Origin of the sequence: Pseudoalteromonas sp. K222D (genome assembly GCF_017653575.1) — a bacterium.
Taxonomy (GTDB): Bacteria; Pseudomonadota; Gammaproteobacteria; order Enterobacterales; family Alteromonadaceae; genus Pseudoalteromonas; species Pseudoalteromonas nigrifaciens.
In genome coordinates, this window is the sequence record NZ_JAGGDL010000004.1 from 20,344 (window position 1) to 36,657 (window position 16,314).

Here is a 16,314-nt window from a genome sequence, read left to right on the forward strand (position 1 = left end):
TAGATGAGCCAACATAAGGAAATAACATGCAGTCGCAACAGCAAAGTTTAATTTACCTACACATTGCCGTATTACTCTTTGGCGGCACTGCGCTATTTGCAAAGTTAATTGGTTTAAATGCACTCGACATTACCGTGTATCGTGCAGCCATAGCCGGCATCGCTATTTTTATTTTGCTCGGCATGCAAAAAAAGCCGATTAAGCTAAACCAAGGTAAAGATTACTTAATTGCCCTGTTACTCGGTGTGGCAGTAGGCATACATTGGGTAACTTATTTTGCGGGAATGCAACTTGCTGGGATCACCATTGGTATGTTGGCTTTTTTTAGCTACCCGGTAATAACCGTGTTTTTAGAACCGTTTTTTCATAAAAGTAAGCCCAAAGCAAAAGATATTATTAGTGCGGCGGTAGTGTTAATCGGCATTTATTTATTAATACCTAATGCAAATTTAGGGAATGATGTAACACTTGGGGTGATCACTGGGGTTATTTCGGCGTTCTTTTTTGCCATTCGTAATATCATTCATAAGCGCTATTTTAATCAATACGGTGGCCCGCAAACCATGTTTTATCAAACCTTGGTTGCCAGCCTAATACTTTGCGCGTTTATTGAAGTGCCTATTTATGCGACCACTAATCACGATTTGGTGCTTATTTTAGTTGCGGGAGTTATATTTACCGCAGCTCCACACTCATTATTTGCTGCCAGTTTAAAGCATTTATCGGCGGCAACCGCGGGGCTAATTGCTTGCCTTCAGCCACTTTACGGCACATTATTAGCTATTATTATTTTGCATGAGCGCCCCTCTATCGCCACTTTTATTGGTGGTGCATTAATTGTTAGCGCTGCTTGTTTTGAAACTTGGTCTATTGCACGGAAATCACGCCAATGAAAGTATTTGCCCATCGCGGTGCCAGTGGGCACTTTCCAGAGAACACCCAAAGCGCCATTATGGCGGCCTTACAAATAGGCGTTGACGGCATTGAAGTAGATGTACAAAGCGCACTTGATGATTACATGATCATTCACGACACTTGGCTTGATAGAACCACTAACGGCGTAGGTAAAGTGTGTAACTTTACTGCTGCTCACATTATGCAACTCAATGCTGGTAATGGCGAAAAAGTACCAACTTTACAGCAACTTTTTGATTGGAATAATAATCAAACACTCTTAAATTTAGAGCTAAAACATACTTTTAATCTTGAACAGTTTGCTACTCAAGTTGAAAAAAACATTACAGAAAAACGCATATCAGCAGATAACATTTTAGTGTCGTCGTTCGATCATCATCAACTAGCCTGGTTAAAAAAACGCTTACCTTGGCTAAAAATGGGTGCACTAACGTCATCTATACCAATTAATTATGCAAAGTTTGCTGAAGACTTAGGCGCGTACAGTGTTCATGTAGATAAAAACTTTATAAATAAAGCCTTTGTAGATGATGCAAAACAACGTGGTTTAATAATTTATGCGTACACTGTAGACAAACAACAAGATATAAAGCTGATGCTAGATTTAGGTGTGGATGGTATTTTTACAAATTATCCGGCACAAACTAAAGCTTACTTAGGTGATTAATAATAACCAAATGGTCTGTACATAATGAGTAGCTATATGCGAATTTATAATTTTTTAGAAAAAACACTTTTTTTTACCTTAACGCGCAAAATTGTGGGTAATTTAAGTTTTGTATTTTTATTTCAGGCTATTACTTTATTTTGGCTGTATGAAAGCTTAACCCTAAACCAACAAAGTACTGGGTTATTTTGGGCATTAGCTTTAGTGATTGTGGCTGGCTTTATTTTCACCCTATTTTATATGCGATTTTTAATGGTGCGCCCAGTCAAGGCAATGCGCGACACGCTAATAAATATAAACCAGCAAGATGCAGACTTATCGGCAAAGTTACCCCATTTTACTTATGATGAGTTTCGTGAACTAAGCGAGCAATACAATCTTTTTACTACTCATTTAAATCAGCTACTAAACACAACCTACAATAGCGCCCAAGCAGGCGTGCAAAGTATCGAGCAAGCAACTCAGTCTATGCAACATACTGAGCAATTAAGCGGACAACAAATACATTTAAGCCATACCATTATAAATGCCAGCAACCAAATAGCGCAGAGCTTACAAAATATAGTAAGCAATACCGACAGCGTGCATAAAATAAATAGTGAGCATTTAAATTTTGTTAAGCTTTCGGCAACAGAGTTGTCGGCCTTAGTGCAACAAGTAAAATTAATAACCGATATGCTAACCGGCTTTTCGGCAACTATTTCAGGCTTAAAAGAAAACAGTGAAAACATTCGTAGCATTTTAAAAATGGTGGAAGAGTTTTCTGATCAAACCAATCTACTAGCCCTAAATGCCGCCATTGAAGCAGCAAGAGCCGGTGATGCGGGACGTGGTTTTGCGGTAGTTGCCGATGAAGTGCGTACTCTTTCAATTAAGGTAAGTGGTGCAACACGCCAAATTAGTGATTTTATAAACCAAATGAACGAGCTAGTAAACGAAACAAACAAAGAGTCAGAGCAATTAATTACTCACTCACACAATGCGCAAAAATCAATAAATAGCACTTCTAATGGTTTTACTAATATGCTTACTGAGTTTGAGCATAACCAGCAACAGTTACAACAAATTGCCGAGGCTGTGCACTTACTTGAGCAAACACAAAATCAAACCCACCAATCGGTAGAGCATATTGTAGCGCTTGGCGAGCAAGCCAAACAAATCATAGATACAGCACTTAATGATTGCCAACAATCACAAACCCTCAGCCAGCAAACACAACAGCAACTAAAACGCTTTGTGCAGTAATACCTATTTTATTAAAAATAGGTATTTGCTAACAAGCTTATGGGTATAACAAGCGTTTTACCCATAAGCTAAATATGTTAAATTACCCAGCTATTTATTTAACCGTGTGATGCATGTGAGCGACGCAGTTCCTGATTATAAAAACCTTGCCCAACAAATTAAAGTGTGGGGGCAAGAGCTTGGCTTTAGCGAAGTAGGTATTACTGATATAGACCTAAGCAAGCATGAAACGCAGCTGCAACGTTGGCTCGATGCCGGCTACCATGGCAATATGGATTACATGGCCGCTCATGGTATGAAACGCGCTCGCCCTGCTGAGTTAGTACCTGGAACGCAGCGTGTTATTTCGGTAAAAATGAATTACCTGCCCCCCGATGCAGGTTTTGCCAAAACCCTTAAAAACTCAGATAAAGCGTATATAAGCCGCTACGCTCTAGGTCGCGACTACCATAAATTAATGCGTAATCGCTTAAAAAAATTAGGCCAAAAAATAGAGCTTGAAATTGGCGAATACGGTTTTAGGCCTTTTGTCGACTCAGCCCCGGTACTTGAGCGCCAACTTGCTGAAAAAGCAGGCTTGGGCTGGCGCGGTAAACACTCGCTACTTATTAATAAGGAAGCCGGTTCTTGGTTTTTTTTAGGTGAGTTATTTGTTGATTTACCGCTGCCCATAGATGCAGAAAACACCTTTGAAGGCTGTGGTAAATGCGTAGCCTGCATAACGCTATGCCCAACTGGCGCTATTGTTGAGCCCTACGTGGTAGATGCACGTAAGTGTATATCGTACTTAACCATTGAGCTACAAGGTCCTATTCCAGAGCAATACCGAACATTATTAGGTAACCGCGTTTATGGTTGCGACGACTGCCAATTAGTTTGCCCGTGGAATCGCTATGGCCAACTTACCGACGAAAATGATTTTCATCCGCGCACCCAATTAAAAGATAAAGACCTGCTTGAGCTGTTTGCTTGGGATGAAGCCACTTTTTTAAAAAACACCGAAGGCAGCCCTATTCGTCGTATTGGCCACGAGCGTTGGTTGCGTAATTTGGCTGTAGGCTTAGGTAATGCTGAATTTAGCCCGAGCATTATTCATGCCCTAGAAGATAAAAGCTTAGCTTGCAGTGAACTGGTTTTAGAACATATAAATTGGGCGCTGCAACAGCAACGCAACAAGCAAGGTACTATACTGCGTAAAACCGCAAGGCTTATTAGAATTGTTGAAAAAGGCCTACCCCGCGACGCTTAAATATTTAGGTGTAGAGTAAGCACTTTTAATCACTACGGTTATAAGTGCTTACCAAAAATAGTTAAGCTGTAAGGGTTATTATCCATAATGGCCACCTGTGGTAACTCGCCCCACACACTAAAGTTAAAGTGTTTAAATAGTTTAATACTGGGTAAATTATGACTAAAAATAAACCCTAGTAACACTTTAATATTGAGTTGTTTAGCTTGAGTTTGGGCAAACTCCATCAGTGTTTTACCTAAACCTTTACCTTGTGCTTTAGCGGTAATATAAATACTTATTTCTACCGTGCCTTCGTAAGCTACTCGCCCATAAAACGGTTTATAACTAAGCCATGCTAACACTTGGTCATTTTCAGAATATACATAAATTGGCCGCTGAGGAGTGTGGCTATCAAACCAAGCTTGTTTGTCGGTAACGCTTACCTCTTCGGTATCGGCGGTAACCATTCTGCTGGCAATGGTTTCGTTATAAATTGCGACTATAGTTTTTAAATCTTCTGGGCGTGCTAAACGGATTGTCATAAGGTCTAAATAAGGTTGATCAGTTGCATTTATATTAGCGTATCATTGAAGCTATAAACAATATGTAACCTTTTAACTTTAGGCATTAAAAATGATAAAAATAATATTATTAGCATTAATGGCGTTACTTGTACCCGCATTAGCTCAAGCGCAAAGCACGGCTGAGCACCCCATTAAAAAACAAAATAACTGCCAAGACTTTACTAACGTCACTTTGCGTAAACTACGCTCAAAAGAATTTGTTAACTTATGCCAATTTGAAAACCAACCGCTGCTAATTGTTAATACTGCGAGTAACTGTGGCTTTACGCCGCAATTTTCAGGGCTTGAAGCGGTTTATAATAAATATAAAGAGCAAGGCTTAGTGGTATTAGGGTTTCCTTCTGATGATTTTTTTCAAGAAGAAAACAACGAACAAGACACCGCCAAAGTCTGCTTTGTTAATTACGGAGTTACTTTTACTATGTTTGCTACCAGCGCAGTGCGCGGCAGCGATGCAAACCCTATTTTTAAACACTTAAATAGCCAAACCAGCTCACCTAATTGGAATTTTTATAAGTATTTAGTGTCTGCTGATCGTAAAACAATTACGCGCTTTAACAGTAAAGTAGCACCCGAATCAGAAAAACTAACTGCAGCAATTGAAGCGACATTAGCTATTAACTAGGTTAAAACCGTTACAATTAGTTTAAACTAACTAAAATACACGTTAGTATGATTAAAAAACAACCAGATTAATAATTAGGAGATTTTATGACAGTGGCAAGCGCAAGACATATATTAGTAGATAGCGAAGCACAGTGTTTAGATTTAAAAGAAAAAATTGAACAAGGTGAAGACTTTGCTGTATTAGCAAAAGCACACTCTAACTGTCCATCAGGTCAAGATGGCGGTGCTCTTGGTGAGTTTGGCCCAGGTATGATGGTGCCAGAGTTTGATAAAGTGGTGTTCTCTGCGCCAATTAATCAAGTACAAGGCCCAGTACAAACACAGTTTGGTTACCATTTACTTGAAGTAACCAGCCGTTCAGAGTAACTTATTCTGCACTGTAAATTTTGAAAAAAGCCGCTTATGCGGCTTTTTTATGGAGTAATTATGCAACTATTTGGTTCTGTTACCTCGCCTTATGTACGCCGTATTAGAATATGGGCGCTGGAAAATAACTGTGATTTAGAGTTTATTAATCTGGATATTTTTTCAGCGCAAGATCGCCCAACTATGGTGAGCAAAAACCCAGCACGCAAAATCCCTATTCTCGTAGATGGCAATTTAACCCTTAGTGATTCAAACTCAATACTGCGTTATTTACTTGAAAAAACAGCACAGCCAAAATTAACTTGGCCGCAAGAGCACTTACTTACCACTATTAATGCCTGTAATGACTCTTTAGTGGAAATGCTTTTATGCCAGCGCTCTGGTTTTGATACGCAAAGTGATGCGTTATTTTTTAATTTGCAAAACGAACGTATTGTTGAAACATTACACTTTTTAAATGATCATTTAACTGATGATGAATTTAAAGGCTGTGAATACCTCAACATCAGTTTATACTGCCTGCTTGATTGGATTTGCTTTCGTGAACTAACCGACATTAGTCAGCATTCAGCGCTTGTTGCTTTTTATGAGCAATATGGCCAACGCCAAGCAGCAATAAATACCAGTCCTAGTCATTAATTTAAAAAGGTAAACACATGAGCGATATCGAGATTGAATCAGAACTAGTCAACTTTGTTGAAAAAGTACGTATGAGCGAAGTAATTTGGGCACTAGGTGCAGAAGATAATGGCTTTGTAGTGTGTGATTCAAATCAATTTGACGAGACTGACGTATTACTACTTTGGGAAAGCGAAGCGGCTGCTAAAGCTCAGTGTAAAGACGAGTGGAAAGAGTACAGCCCAGTAGAAATTGGCCTTGATGAATTTTTAGATGAATGGGTTGAAGACCTAAACGAAGACAATGCTTTAGTTGGCCTTAACTGGAATGACGACCAAGTATGCGTAGAAATTGAACCAGTAGGTTTAGCACGCGCATTAAGTGAATAATTCACTATAGCTTAATTAATAAAGCATAAAAAAAGCCAACTGCATTCGTGCTAGTTGGCTTTTTTGTTTTAATTAATTAGGTATAAGTATTTATACCCAAAACATACTCGCATCTTGCTATGTTTTGGGTATAAAATGTATTTTGTCATTATTTTCAAGGTACACCGTTGAAAACCCATCTTGGTCGCCGTCCTTTTTCAGCCATGGAGCTGCACACACTTTACAGTGGCTATATTTATGGCGATATGCGCGTGGTGCGTGAACAAGCAAAGCATTGGCACTTTTGGCTGCCATTAATTGCTTACTATACGGGCGCTTATAGTGACGAAATAGGCTGCTTAACACTTGATGACTTAACTGTTGAGCAAAATATTTTATGTTTTAGTTTTCATACCCACGGAAAAATAAAGCCACGCCTTATTCCTGTACATCAAGCGCTAATTAATGCTGGCTTTAACGACTATTTAGCATTTATAAAAAGCCAAAACCAACAGCGATTAATGTTCGATTTACCAGCTAAAACCGGTCGCTACAGCGAAAAAGTACGTATTTGGTTTAGCGGTGAAGGCGAGCGCGCTGGTTACTTGCAAAAATGTGCAATTCCTAATATTGACCAACTCGGAATGAAAACCGCTATAAGTAGCCTGCGGCTTAACTTTGAGCAGCAAGTACGCATTTATGCACTGCAAGCTAACTCTAAAGATGCGTTTAATTATTTAATGGGCTTTAACGAATACCCACACCCAAATTATAGCAATGTAGCAGTATTAAATAGCATAATTGGGCAAATTCGCGTTATTAACTCACAATTGCACTGGCAGCGCTTTATCAATCGCGATAGTCACTGACAAACTTTGTTACTATTTACTCGCCCAAATCTGGGGTTATTCGATTACTCCATAAAAGAAAGCTGCTAGGATATCCGCATATAATACCGTTTCTATTAAAGTAGAGTGGTAACGCTGTCTGCTTTAGTCATTTATAACAATAATAAACTAGGGATACTATGTTTCTTAAAAGCCTCTTAACCGTAAGTGTTGCATTCGCGATGAGCGCAGCAAATGCTAACGAATTCGTAATTGAAAAACTCGCAAAACCAAGCAGTCAATCAGTGTCGTTAACACTCGACCCAAGCCAAGATACCTTTACCGGAATGACTGAGATTATTTTAGAGGTACTCAAGCCAACTAACTACATAGAACTAAACGGCGTGGCTTACGCAACTAAAATGGCACAATTACTTGGCGAGCAAAATTGTGACTTAAACAGCGAAATGCTCAAAACCGGTAAAGTAAAATTTAGCTGTGATGAGCAAATTCAGCCGGATAAATACACCTTAAAAATTGATTTTTCAGCGCCATATAATCGCCAAAGTGTTGGGCTATATAAAACATTAGATCAAGGTACACCTTACTTATTTACTCAGTTTGAAATGAGTGATGCGCGCCGTGCATTTCCGGTATTTGACGAGCCGAGCTACAAAATTCCATTTCAGCTCACTATTACCGCGCCTACCTCACAAAAAGTATATGCCAATACACCTGAGCTTAAAACTACAGTAAATGGCGACATGACCACCCACTTTTTTGATAAAACACCGCCTATTCCTTCTTATTTAGTGGCAATGGCTGTGGGCCCTTTTGAAGAGCTTAATGTTGAAGGAATGTCGGTACCAGGGCGCGTGATTACCCCACAAGGTAAAATTCATTTAGCCCAGTACGCTAAAGAAAACATGCCAAAAGTACTAGGCGCACTTGAAGCATATTTTGGTATTCCTTATGTGTATCAAAAACTAGATTCGGTGGCTGTACCTGAATTTCCGTTTGGTGCCATGGAAAACTCAGGACTTGTAACCTACCGAGAAGATATTTTATTGGTTGATTTAGCTGCCGCTACGCGCAGTAAAAAACAACGCAATGTGTCTATTATTGCTCACGAGCTTGCACACCAATGGTACGGTAACTTAGTAACGATGAAGTGGTGGAACGATTTATGGTTAAACGAAGCGTTTGCTAGTTGGATGGCGGCAAAAATTACCAAGCAACTAAATCCTGAATTTGAATCGCACCTAGATTTACCACAAAATAACGTTATGCCACTTGATGCACGTTTGAGTACTAAACCAATTCGTAAACCAATTAAAACCGAAGCCGATATTATGGATGGTTTAGGCCTTGCTTATAGCAAAGGTAGCTCGGTACTTGCTATGGTTGAAAATTGGATAGGTGAAGAGACTTTTCAAAAAGGTATTCAAAATTACTTAAAAGAATTTTCGTATAAAAATGCCGAAGCTGCCGATTTATGGCAAGCACTTGGCAAAGCTTCTAATAAAGATGTAGCGAGTGTTTTAAAATCGTTTATTGAGCAATCTTCCTACCCACTGATTAAAGTAGCTCAGCAAGGTAGTAAAATAACTATATCGCAAAGTCGCTTTGTAAATGCCGATGTTGATGCGCCTGAGCAATTATGGAATGTACCTGTTGCAATTAAATACGGCGCGGGCGATAAAGTAAAAACAGCGAACGTATTACTTAATAAACAAAGCCAAACGCTAGATTTAGATTTTGCACCAGAGTGGATTTATCCTGATCAGGGCGCATTAGGTTATTACCGCTGGGTGATGGACGATGCACAGTTTAGTGCGCTTATCGACAATGCTGCTGACAAGCTAGATGACCGCGAACGTTTAGCGTTATTATCTGCTACCGATGCACTACTTGATGCCGGTGTTATATCGGCCGCTAAGTTAATGCAAACGCTTGAACTATTTATAAGCGACAGCCACCCTCGCGTTGCTAATACCGCGCTGGGCTATTTAGTATCGCAACAACGCACCTTTAAAGACGATAGCAATAAAGACTTATGGCCGAAATTTATTCGTGGTGCAGTAACTCCTGCGGCTAAAAAATACGGCTTAGAGGCAAAAGTAGGTGAAGATGGCGCTATTTCACAACTTCGAGCTGCCGTTGTATCGCGCTTAGGTTTTGATGGCGAAGATCAAAATGTGATCAATAAAGCAAAACAGCAAACTCAGGTTTATTTAAACGATCCACAAAAAGTAGACCCATACTTAGCCGGCACTTATTTAACGTTGGCTGCTTTTAACGGCGACAAAGCATTGCTTGAGCAATTTATGGCAACCTTTAAAACCACCAAAGATCCACAAGTACGCACTAATATGCTCTCGGCTATGGGTTATTTTGCAAAACCTGCACTGCAAAAAGCAGTATTGGCTTACAGCTTAACAGATGAAGTAACCGCATCCGACATGCGTACTATTTTAGCAGGACAAAGCTATACTGATGAGCGTCAAGCGCTGTTTATTGACTGGGTTTACAGTAATTACGATAAAGTAACAGCAAGCTTACCGCCATTTTTTATCCCTAACTTACCGTATTTTACGACTGCAAATTGTGATGCAAATAGCTTTGCTACAACACTAAGCTTCTTTAATACTAAGTTAGCTGAAATACCAGGTTATGCTCGTACTTTAAGTAAACTAGAAGAAAGCACTAATGATTGTATTGCACTGAAGAATCGTGAGCTTGAATCGGTTAATAACTTCTTAAAAAGTAAGTAATATTTACCAAATGTATAAACATAAAAGCCGCTGAGTGCTAACTCTGCGGCTTTTTACATTTAATGTTGATATGGCTTTATTAGTTACCAATAATCATCGTTAGTTTGGCAATAAAATCTTTTGCTGCTTGCTCAGAGTTTATTTTAAACGCGACACCATAATGAATCGGCTGTGCGCTTTTATAAATGCGCGTAGGAAAACGCGTCATTTCGCTACTATGAAAGTAGCCCTGAGTACGCACTACTCCATCAATATCGGTAAAATCATCACTAAACACTTCAAATGCTGGGCGAATTATAATTTTACCTTTGCCGCCTTCACTGTGCGTGTAAAACGCTTCTTTTGAATTAACTAACATGTATTCGGCAATATTCTTTATTTTAAAATTACTTCTACACTCTAATTTAATTAGCTGCTCAGTAAGCTCGTCTGCACTATAAGCCACGTTGTAATCCCTATTAGTTAAATTTGCGCATAACCTTAACGCATACACATTATAAAGTCTGAAATTTATTTAAATTAGTCCTCAGCTACATCACAAACAAAAGCAAGTTTGTCGTTGCTATAACTCATACGGGTAATATTTGTATGGCAATAAGGCGTTAAGTCCAGCCATTGCGATACAGTGTTATTGCCACTAAGGTTACGTTGGTAAACACGGTTATTAAGCGCATAGGCCAGCGTATTGTCGTCCTTTAAAATAAAGTCTTGTACTTGTAGCGGCAATCTAAGTAAGTTTTCTACCTGCTTAATTTGTGGGTTAAAACGCGCTACAATATGTTGCTCATTTTGGGTGTAACTAAATATAAACTGCGCCATTGTATGATTGTAAATAAGCGTACGGCCAATATTTTTTGCCACAACTTGCCCTTTTGCCGCTGCAACTAAGCTATATTGTAATGTATGTGGCTCACCTAAAATAAACATGACTAAATCGTTATTTATACCCCATGCGTGATATCCCACTGGCTCTATCCAGTCAAAAATACGACTTGCTGCAGCTTCGCTATCTAGCGGATATTGCCATAGTTTTTGCTTGCCATTGGCCTCTACCACAATTGCCGATAAGCTTTGTTTATTTGGCATTACGGTTGGTGAGTATTCGCTTACTGGCGTATTGGTTATATTAATAATTTGTTTTGTTGCAAAGTCGTAGTAAGCAATATCGGTTTGGCTTTGCTCCGCACTTAATACTTCATGGGTAAAGTAAACACCATTATTGTGTATATGAGGCTGATTATTATAACTATTACTGTCGCTCACAATAGTAACTTGCAGGCCGTAAGGAGTATTTAAATCGGCTAATAACACTTGGCTTTTGGGCATACTTGCTTGTGCTACTGAGAGCGTTAAAGCGCCGATTGAAAACAACCCTAGTAGTGATTTTAAAAATTTCATGCTCTATCTCGTTTTATTTTTAAGCACCCCATGATAACGTTATTTGCTGATTACGTCACTTGACCTAGACCAGCAACATCTTTATAACTAACCGGGTCTTATAAAAGAGAATTAATATGTCAGCTAAACATCCTATTATTGCAATAACCGGCTCTTCAGGTGCGGGGACAACTACCACCACGAATGCAATTAAACATATTTTTCGTAGCCTTAACATTAGTGCGGCTTTTATCGAAGGGGATAGCTTTCATCGTTACACTCGCCCTGAAATGGAAAAAAAAGTACGTGACGCGCAACAAGAAGGCAAACATATTAGCTACTTTGGCCGCGAAGCCAACGACTTTGGTTTACTAGAAACCCTATTTGATAGCTACGGTGAAACCGGCCAAGGTAAACTGCGTCGTTATTTACATACCTTTGACGAAGCGGTGCCTTACAACCAATTGCCTGGCACATTTACTCCGTGGCAAAACCTAGAGCAAAATACCGATTTATTATTTTACGAAGGATTGCATGGCGCTGTTGTAGATCAAGAGCACAATGTGGATGTAGCAAAACATGTAGATTTACTTATTGGTATGGTGCCCATTATCAACCTTGAGTGGATCCAAAAGCTGATCCGCGACACCTCTGATCGTGGTCACTCACGCGAAGCGGTAATGGGATCTATAGTGCGCAGTATGGACGATTATATTAACCATATTACTCCACAATTTTCACGCACCCATATTAACTTTCAACGAGTCCCTACCGTAGATACCTCTAACCCGTTCAGCGCAAAAGACATTCCATCACTCGATGAAAGCTTTGTGGTGATCCGCTTTAGGGGCATTGAAGATGTCGATTTTCCGTACTATTTACAGATGATCCAAGGTAGCTTTATGTCGCGTATTAATACCTTGGTAGTGCCTGGCGGTAAAATGGGCTTGGCAATGGAGTTGGTACTTACCCCACTCATTAAAGATATTATTTTAAAAAAACGAGCATTAGAAAACCTAGCACCACTGGATTTACCTATTTGATATTGGATAACCCACAGCCCTTTTTTGTTAAAGCCAACTCACGTACACTGCTGATTTTGCTTAAAGTGAGATCAGCATGTCGCAACCATTAAAAGTTATCGTGGGCTCTAAAAACCCAGTAAAAATAAATGCTGCTAAGTGCATTTTTAGCATGTATTTTCCAGAGTGTGACATTGACTGCCAAGGTGTAAATGCTCCCTCGGGTGTGCCTGATCAACCTATTGGTGAAGAGCAAACTCGCATTGGCGCACAAAACCGAGTGAATTACTGCAAAGAGCACTACCAAGCCCACTATTATGTGGCCATGGAAGGCGGTGCAGAGCAATTTAGTTACGGTGCCGCAACCTTTGCCTATGTAGTTATCGATAACGCGGTAAATCAAGTTGTAGGACGCAGTAGCAACCTACCTTTGCCGCAAATACTGTATAACGCATTACTTAATGGTGCAGAGCTTGGCAATGTTATGGATAAGGCTTTTAATACCACCAATATAAAGCAGCAAGGCGGCGCTATTGGTTTACTCACTAATAACCACGCCACCCGCGAAAGTACCTATACTCAGGCACTTACTTTGGCCATGGCACCTTTTTTACATTCAGCGCTTTATTGCCAAACAAATTAATTTTAGGAAGTTTAATGAAATACAGTTACGTGCTGTTTGATGCAGACGAAACCTTGTTTAGATTTGATATTTTAGCGGGCATGACTCGCATGTTTAAAACATATAACGTAGATTTTAGCCAAGCCGACTATCTTCATTATCAAAAAACCAATAAGCAACTATGGGTTGATTACCAAAATGGCGACATTAGTGCCGACTACTTGCAGGTTACTCGCTTTAGCGAATGGGCTACTAAACTAAATGTGCCAGCAAAAGAGCTTAATGATGCATTTTTAGATGCTATGGCAGAAATATGCGAGCCGCTACCCGGTGCCATAGAGCTGTTAAATAAACTTAAGCCCCACGCTAAGTTAGGTATTATTACTAATGGTTTTGCACGTTTACAAACCGTGCGCCTTGAGCATACTGGTTTAAAAGATATGTTTGAATGGTTAGTCATTTCTGAATTAGTGGGCATAGCTAAGCCTAATAAAGCTATTTTTGACCATACCTTTGAATTAATGGGTAACCCAGATAAAAGCCAAATATTAATGGTTGGCGATACTGCCACAAGCGATATTTTAGGCGGTAATAATGCGGGGATTGATACCTGCTGGTTACAACACCCAAACGAGCAGTTGCCCGAGGGTATAAAGCCTACCTATACCGTTACTCATTTGAAGCAGTTACAAAGTATTTTAGAGCTGTAGCTGTAGGTAGCTACGCACTTAAAGTATTTTCAATAGGCAAAAAAAATGACGCTAATTAGCGTCATTTTTTATAACTGTGTGAGCAATAAATTAGGCTGGCGCTAATTCAAGGCCGGGTGCAGGCATCGTTACAGGCGTTTCAAAGGTTGCCCACTCCCATGCTGACTCAGTAGCCATTAATTTACGTAGTAATTTATTATTTAAATCGTGACCCGATTTAAATGCAGTTACTTTACCTAAAATGTTATGACCTGTCATAAACATGTCACCAACACAGTCTAATATCTTATGCTTAACAAACTCATCGCTGTAGCGTAAACCGTTTGGATTTAACACTTTAAACTCATCAAGTACTACTGCGCTATCCATGCTGCCACCTAATGCTAGGTTGTTAGCATGCATATATTCAATGTCTTTCATAAAACCAAAAGTACGTGCACGGCTAATTTCTTCAATAAAGCTTTTCGTCGTAATATCTAAACCAATACGTTGGCGACTTTCATTGATAGCTGGGTGATCAAAGGCAATTTCAAAGTCGATATGAAAACCGTCATACGGTTCTAACTCGGCCCATTTATCGCCTTCTTCAATACGTACTTTTTCTTTAATACGAATAAAGCGTTTTGCTGCATTTTGCTCTTCAATACCGCCTTTTTGTAACAAATAAATGAATGGTAATGCACTACCATCCATTATTGGCACTTCTGAGCTATCTAATTCTACAATTAGATTATCAATACCCATTGCAGCAACAGCGGCAATAAGATGCTCAGTAGTTGATAAGCGAACACCATCTTTGTTAATTAAACAGGTACATAATTGCGTATCACCAACGGCTTCAGGTGTTGTTTCAAAATCAACAACCGGATCAAGGTCGACACGACGAAATACAATCCCAGTATTTGCGCTCGCAGGTCGGAGAGTTATTGTGACCTTCTCACCTTTATGAAGTCCAATTCCTATGGCTTTGACTACTTGTGCAATCGTTCGCTGTTTAATCATAGGTTCGCTCACTTAAATTCAGTTACAGTTAGACGGCGGATACTAACATAAATACGCCGCAATTGCAATATTCGTTCACATTTCAAACGAAATACTGTTTATATTAATCAGCTTGTTTACGTAAAAAAGCAGGAATATCAAAATAATCTCCGCCTTCTGACTTATCTGATTTTTTGTTACTTGGCGCTGCAGCACTCGTTGTGCTTTTGTTAGCACTAGATGAAGTTGTTTTTTCGTCACTTTCAACTTGCGTCTTTGCTGTGTTTTCTTCAGCGCTTGTGCCTTGGCTTGCAAAGCTTGGTACGTACATGCTGCTACTTTGGTTTGAAGTGCTGGCTACATCAGAACCTGATGCTTTTTTAAAGCCATTATCAACAATGCCAAACTGCGGACGACGATCGCCACCTAAGCCAGTTGCAACTACAGTTACACGTAATTCATCGGTCATTTCAGGGTCAATTACTGCACCTACAACCACAGTAGCGTTTTCTGATGCCAATGCTTTTACGTGGTTACCAACAATCTCAAATTCTTCAATCGCAATGTCCATACCCGCAGTAATATTAACCAAGATACCTTTAGCACCTGTTAAATCTACGTCTTCAAGTAATGGGCTTGAGATAGCCGCTTCTGCTGCTTCTTGTGCACGATCAGGACCTGATGCAGACGCAGTACCCATCATTGCAGGACCCATTGCTGACATTACTGTACGTACGTCGGCGAAATCCACGTTGATCAGACCAGAGCGAGTAATTAACTCTGCAATACCCTGAACCGCACCAAATAATACGTCGTTAGCTTTAGCGAAGGCATCTAAAAGTGTAGTCCCTTTTCCTAAAACTTTAAGCAGTTTATTGTTTGGAATTGTAATAAGTGAATCTACAATTTCTGACAATTCATTAATGCCTTGTTCAGCAGCTGCAGCTCGCTTTTTACCTTCAAAGTCAAAAGGACGTGTAACTACTGCTACGGTTAAAATACCAAGCTCTTTTGCAATTTTTGCCACTACAGGCGCTGCACCAGTACCAGTACCGCCGCCCATACCTGCTGCAATAAATACCATGTCGGCACCTTCAAGGCTGGCACGAATTGTATCAGCATCTTCTTCAGCTGATTGACGACCTATTTCTGGGTTTGCACCGGCTCCTAACCCAGAGGTTATTTGCGTGCCTAATTGTACAGTAACGTGCGCTGCTGAGTTACGTAATGCTTGTGCGTCTGTATTAGCAGCAATAAAGCATACGCCTTCAATTTGCTGTTTTACCATGTGCTCAACAGCGTTACCGCCGCCGCCGCCCACGCCAATTACTTTTATTACAGCTTCTTCGCTATGTTGTTCCATCATATCAAACATGTTTA

At 39.8% G+C, this 16,314-nt stretch carries 18 protein-coding genes; 13 read left to right on the forward strand and 5 right to left on the reverse strand.

Annotated elements, in window-relative coordinates; genetic code table 11:
* The first annotated feature begins 26 nt into the window (after positions 1-26).
* From J5X91_RS03535 to queG, 4 genes are all read left to right on the forward strand, one after another.
* Positions 27-893, forward strand: coding sequence for a DMT family transporter (locus tag J5X91_RS03535; protein ID WP_208834075.1), 867 nt, complete (start codon positions 27-29; stop codon positions 891-893).
* A complete protein-coding gene (locus tag J5X91_RS03540; RefSeq protein WP_089368721.1) occupies positions 890-1,582 on the forward strand; it encodes a glycerophosphodiester phosphodiesterase family protein in 693 nt (230 codons plus the stop codon). The genes J5X91_RS03535 and J5X91_RS03540 overlap by 4 nt, the downstream gene beginning before the upstream one ends.
* Before the next feature lie 24 nt (positions 1,583-1,606).
* Entirely contained in the window at positions 1,607-2,827 is a 1,221-nt protein-coding gene (locus tag J5X91_RS03545) for a methyl-accepting chemotaxis protein (RefSeq protein ID WP_208834076.1), read from the forward strand.
* A gap of 115 nt (positions 2,828-2,942) precedes the next feature.
* Positions 2,943-4,076 (forward strand): tRNA epoxyqueuosine(34) reductase QueG, encoded by a 1,134-nt coding sequence (gene queG, locus J5X91_RS03550; protein ID WP_058374603.1) that lies wholly within the window; start codon positions 2,943-2,945, stop codon positions 4,074-4,076.
* Between the two features lie 38 nt (positions 4,077-4,114).
* Here the strand turns inward: queG and J5X91_RS03555 are convergent, their stop codons facing one another.
* A complete protein-coding gene (locus J5X91_RS03555) occupies positions 4,115-4,600 on the reverse strand; it encodes a GNAT family N-acetyltransferase (RefSeq protein ID WP_208834077.1) in 486 nt (161 codons plus the stop codon).
* A gap of 91 nt (positions 4,601-4,691) precedes the next feature.
* Between J5X91_RS03555 and J5X91_RS03560 the strand changes: the two genes are divergently transcribed.
* The 6 genes from J5X91_RS03560 to J5X91_RS03585 all read left to right on the forward strand — a co-directional run bounded on the left by J5X91_RS03560 (position 4,692) and on the right by J5X91_RS03585 (position 10,222).
* Positions 4,692-5,267, forward strand: a complete 576-nt coding sequence (locus tag J5X91_RS03560) for a glutathione peroxidase (RefSeq protein WP_208834078.1) — start codon at positions 4,692-4,694, stop codon at positions 5,265-5,267.
* An 86-nt stretch (positions 5,268-5,353) separates the two neighbouring features.
* Positions 5,354-5,635, forward strand: a complete 282-nt coding sequence (locus J5X91_RS03565; RefSeq protein ID WP_011329136.1) for a peptidylprolyl isomerase — start codon at positions 5,354-5,356, stop codon at positions 5,633-5,635.
* 60 nt (positions 5,636-5,695) lie between these two features.
* Positions 5,696-6,274, forward strand: coding sequence for a glutathione S-transferase family protein (locus J5X91_RS03570; protein WP_011329137.1), 579 nt, complete (start codon positions 5,696-5,698; stop codon positions 6,272-6,274).
* A 17-nt stretch (positions 6,275-6,291) separates the two neighbouring features.
* Positions 6,292-6,642 (forward strand): DUF2750 domain-containing protein, encoded by a 351-nt coding sequence (locus J5X91_RS03575; protein ID WP_011329138.1) that lies wholly within the window; start codon positions 6,292-6,294, stop codon positions 6,640-6,642.
* Positions 6,643-6,809: 167 nt separating this feature from the next.
* Positions 6,810-7,490 (forward strand): hypothetical protein, encoded by a 681-nt coding sequence (locus tag J5X91_RS03580; protein WP_058374108.1) that lies wholly within the window; start codon positions 6,810-6,812, stop codon positions 7,488-7,490.
* Between the two features lie 158 nt (positions 7,491-7,648).
* Positions 7,649-10,222 carry a M1 family metallopeptidase gene (locus tag J5X91_RS03585; protein WP_208834079.1) on the forward strand — a complete coding sequence of 858 codons (2,574 nt, stop codon included), beginning with the start codon at positions 7,649-7,651 and terminating at the stop codon, positions 10,220-10,222.
* A gap of 79 nt (positions 10,223-10,301) precedes the next feature.
* On the opposite strand, the gene J5X91_RS03590 is transcribed toward J5X91_RS03585, so the two are convergent.
* Together J5X91_RS03590 and J5X91_RS03595 are read right to left on the reverse strand one after the other, a co-directional pair.
* Positions 10,302-10,667 carry a hypothetical protein gene (locus J5X91_RS03590; RefSeq protein ID WP_058374110.1) on the reverse strand — a complete coding sequence of 122 codons (366 nt, stop codon included), beginning with the start codon at positions 10,665-10,667 and terminating at the stop codon, positions 10,302-10,304.
* Positions 10,668-10,741: 74 nt separating this feature from the next.
* The gene (locus J5X91_RS03595) at positions 10,742-11,620 is read right to left on the reverse strand and encodes a hypothetical protein (protein WP_208834080.1); all 879 of its coding nucleotides are present in this window, start codon (positions 11,618-11,620) and stop codon (positions 10,742-10,744) included.
* A 116-nt stretch (positions 11,621-11,736) separates the two neighbouring features.
* Here J5X91_RS03595 and J5X91_RS03600 point away from each other — a divergent pair, with 116 nt between their 5' ends.
* From J5X91_RS03600 to yjjG, 3 genes are all read left to right on the forward strand, one after another.
* Complete coding sequence (locus J5X91_RS03600) at positions 11,737-12,642, forward strand: phosphoribulokinase (protein WP_011329143.1); 906 nt, start codon at positions 11,737-11,739, stop codon at positions 12,640-12,642.
* A gap of 76 nt (positions 12,643-12,718) precedes the next feature.
* Positions 12,719-13,264, forward strand: coding sequence for an inosine/xanthosine triphosphatase (yjjX, locus tag J5X91_RS03605; RefSeq protein WP_208834081.1), 546 nt, complete (start codon positions 12,719-12,721; stop codon positions 13,262-13,264).
* A 14-nt stretch (positions 13,265-13,278) separates the two neighbouring features.
* Positions 13,279-13,953: a pyrimidine 5'-nucleotidase gene (gene yjjG / locus J5X91_RS03610; RefSeq protein ID WP_011329145.1), complete on the forward strand. Its 675-nt coding sequence runs from the start codon at positions 13,279-13,281 to the stop codon at positions 13,951-13,953.
* Between the two features lie 90 nt (positions 13,954-14,043).
* Here the strand turns inward: yjjG and lpxC are convergent, their stop codons facing one another.
* Complete coding sequence (gene lpxC, locus J5X91_RS03615; protein ID WP_011329146.1) at positions 14,044-14,955, reverse strand: UDP-3-O-acyl-N-acetylglucosamine deacetylase; 912 nt, start codon at positions 14,953-14,955, stop codon at positions 14,044-14,046.
* Positions 14,956-15,058: 103 nt separating this feature from the next.
* A complete protein-coding gene (ftsZ, locus tag J5X91_RS03620) occupies positions 15,059-16,309 on the reverse strand; it encodes a cell division protein FtsZ (protein WP_011329147.1) in 1,251 nt (416 codons plus the stop codon).
* Between the last annotated feature and the right edge of the window lie 5 nt (positions 16,310-16,314).

What these genes read in the sequence shown, in the direction of transcription:
- J5X91_RS03535 (WP_208834075.1), top strand. Translation starts at nt 27, where the DNA reads ATGCAGTCGCAACAGCAAAGTTTAATTTACCTACACATTGCCGTATTA.
- J5X91_RS03540 (WP_089368721.1), top strand. Translation starts at nt 890, where the DNA reads ATGAAAGTATTTGCCCATCGCGGTGCCAGTGGGCACTTTCCAGAGAAC.
- J5X91_RS03545 (WP_208834076.1), top strand. Translation starts at nt 1,607, where the DNA reads ATGAGTAGCTATATGCGAATTTATAATTTTTTAGAAAAAACACTTTTT.
- J5X91_RS03555 (WP_208834077.1), bottom strand. Translation starts at nt 4,600, where the DNA reads ATGACAATCCGTTTAGCACGCCCAGAAGATTTAAAAACTATAGTCGCA.
- J5X91_RS03560 (WP_208834078.1), top strand. Translation starts at nt 4,692, where the DNA reads ATGATAAAAATAATATTATTAGCATTAATGGCGTTACTTGTACCCGCA.
- J5X91_RS03565 (WP_011329136.1), top strand. Translation starts at nt 5,354, where the DNA reads ATGACAGTGGCAAGCGCAAGACATATATTAGTAGATAGCGAAGCACAG.
- J5X91_RS03570 (WP_011329137.1), top strand. Translation starts at nt 5,696, where the DNA reads ATGCAACTATTTGGTTCTGTTACCTCGCCTTATGTACGCCGTATTAGA.
- J5X91_RS03575 (WP_011329138.1), top strand. Translation starts at nt 6,292, where the DNA reads ATGAGCGATATCGAGATTGAATCAGAACTAGTCAACTTTGTTGAAAAA.
- J5X91_RS03585 (WP_208834079.1), top strand. Translation starts at nt 7,649, where the DNA reads ATGTTTCTTAAAAGCCTCTTAACCGTAAGTGTTGCATTCGCGATGAGC.
- J5X91_RS03595 (WP_208834080.1), bottom strand. Translation starts at nt 11,620, where the DNA reads ATGAAATTTTTAAAATCACTACTAGGGTTGTTTTCAATCGGCGCTTTA.
- J5X91_RS03600 (WP_011329143.1), top strand. Translation starts at nt 11,737, where the DNA reads ATGTCAGCTAAACATCCTATTATTGCAATAACCGGCTCTTCAGGTGCG.
- yjjX (WP_208834081.1), top strand. Translation starts at nt 12,719, where the DNA reads ATGTCGCAACCATTAAAAGTTATCGTGGGCTCTAAAAACCCAGTAAAA.
- yjjG (WP_011329145.1), top strand. Translation starts at nt 13,279, where the DNA reads ATGAAATACAGTTACGTGCTGTTTGATGCAGACGAAACCTTGTTTAGA.
- lpxC (WP_011329146.1), bottom strand. Translation starts at nt 14,955, where the DNA reads ATGATTAAACAGCGAACGATTGCACAAGTAGTCAAAGCCATAGGAATT.
- ftsZ (WP_011329147.1), bottom strand. Translation starts at nt 16,309, where the DNA reads ATGTTTGATATGATGGAACAACATAGCGAAGAAGCTGTAATAAAAGTA.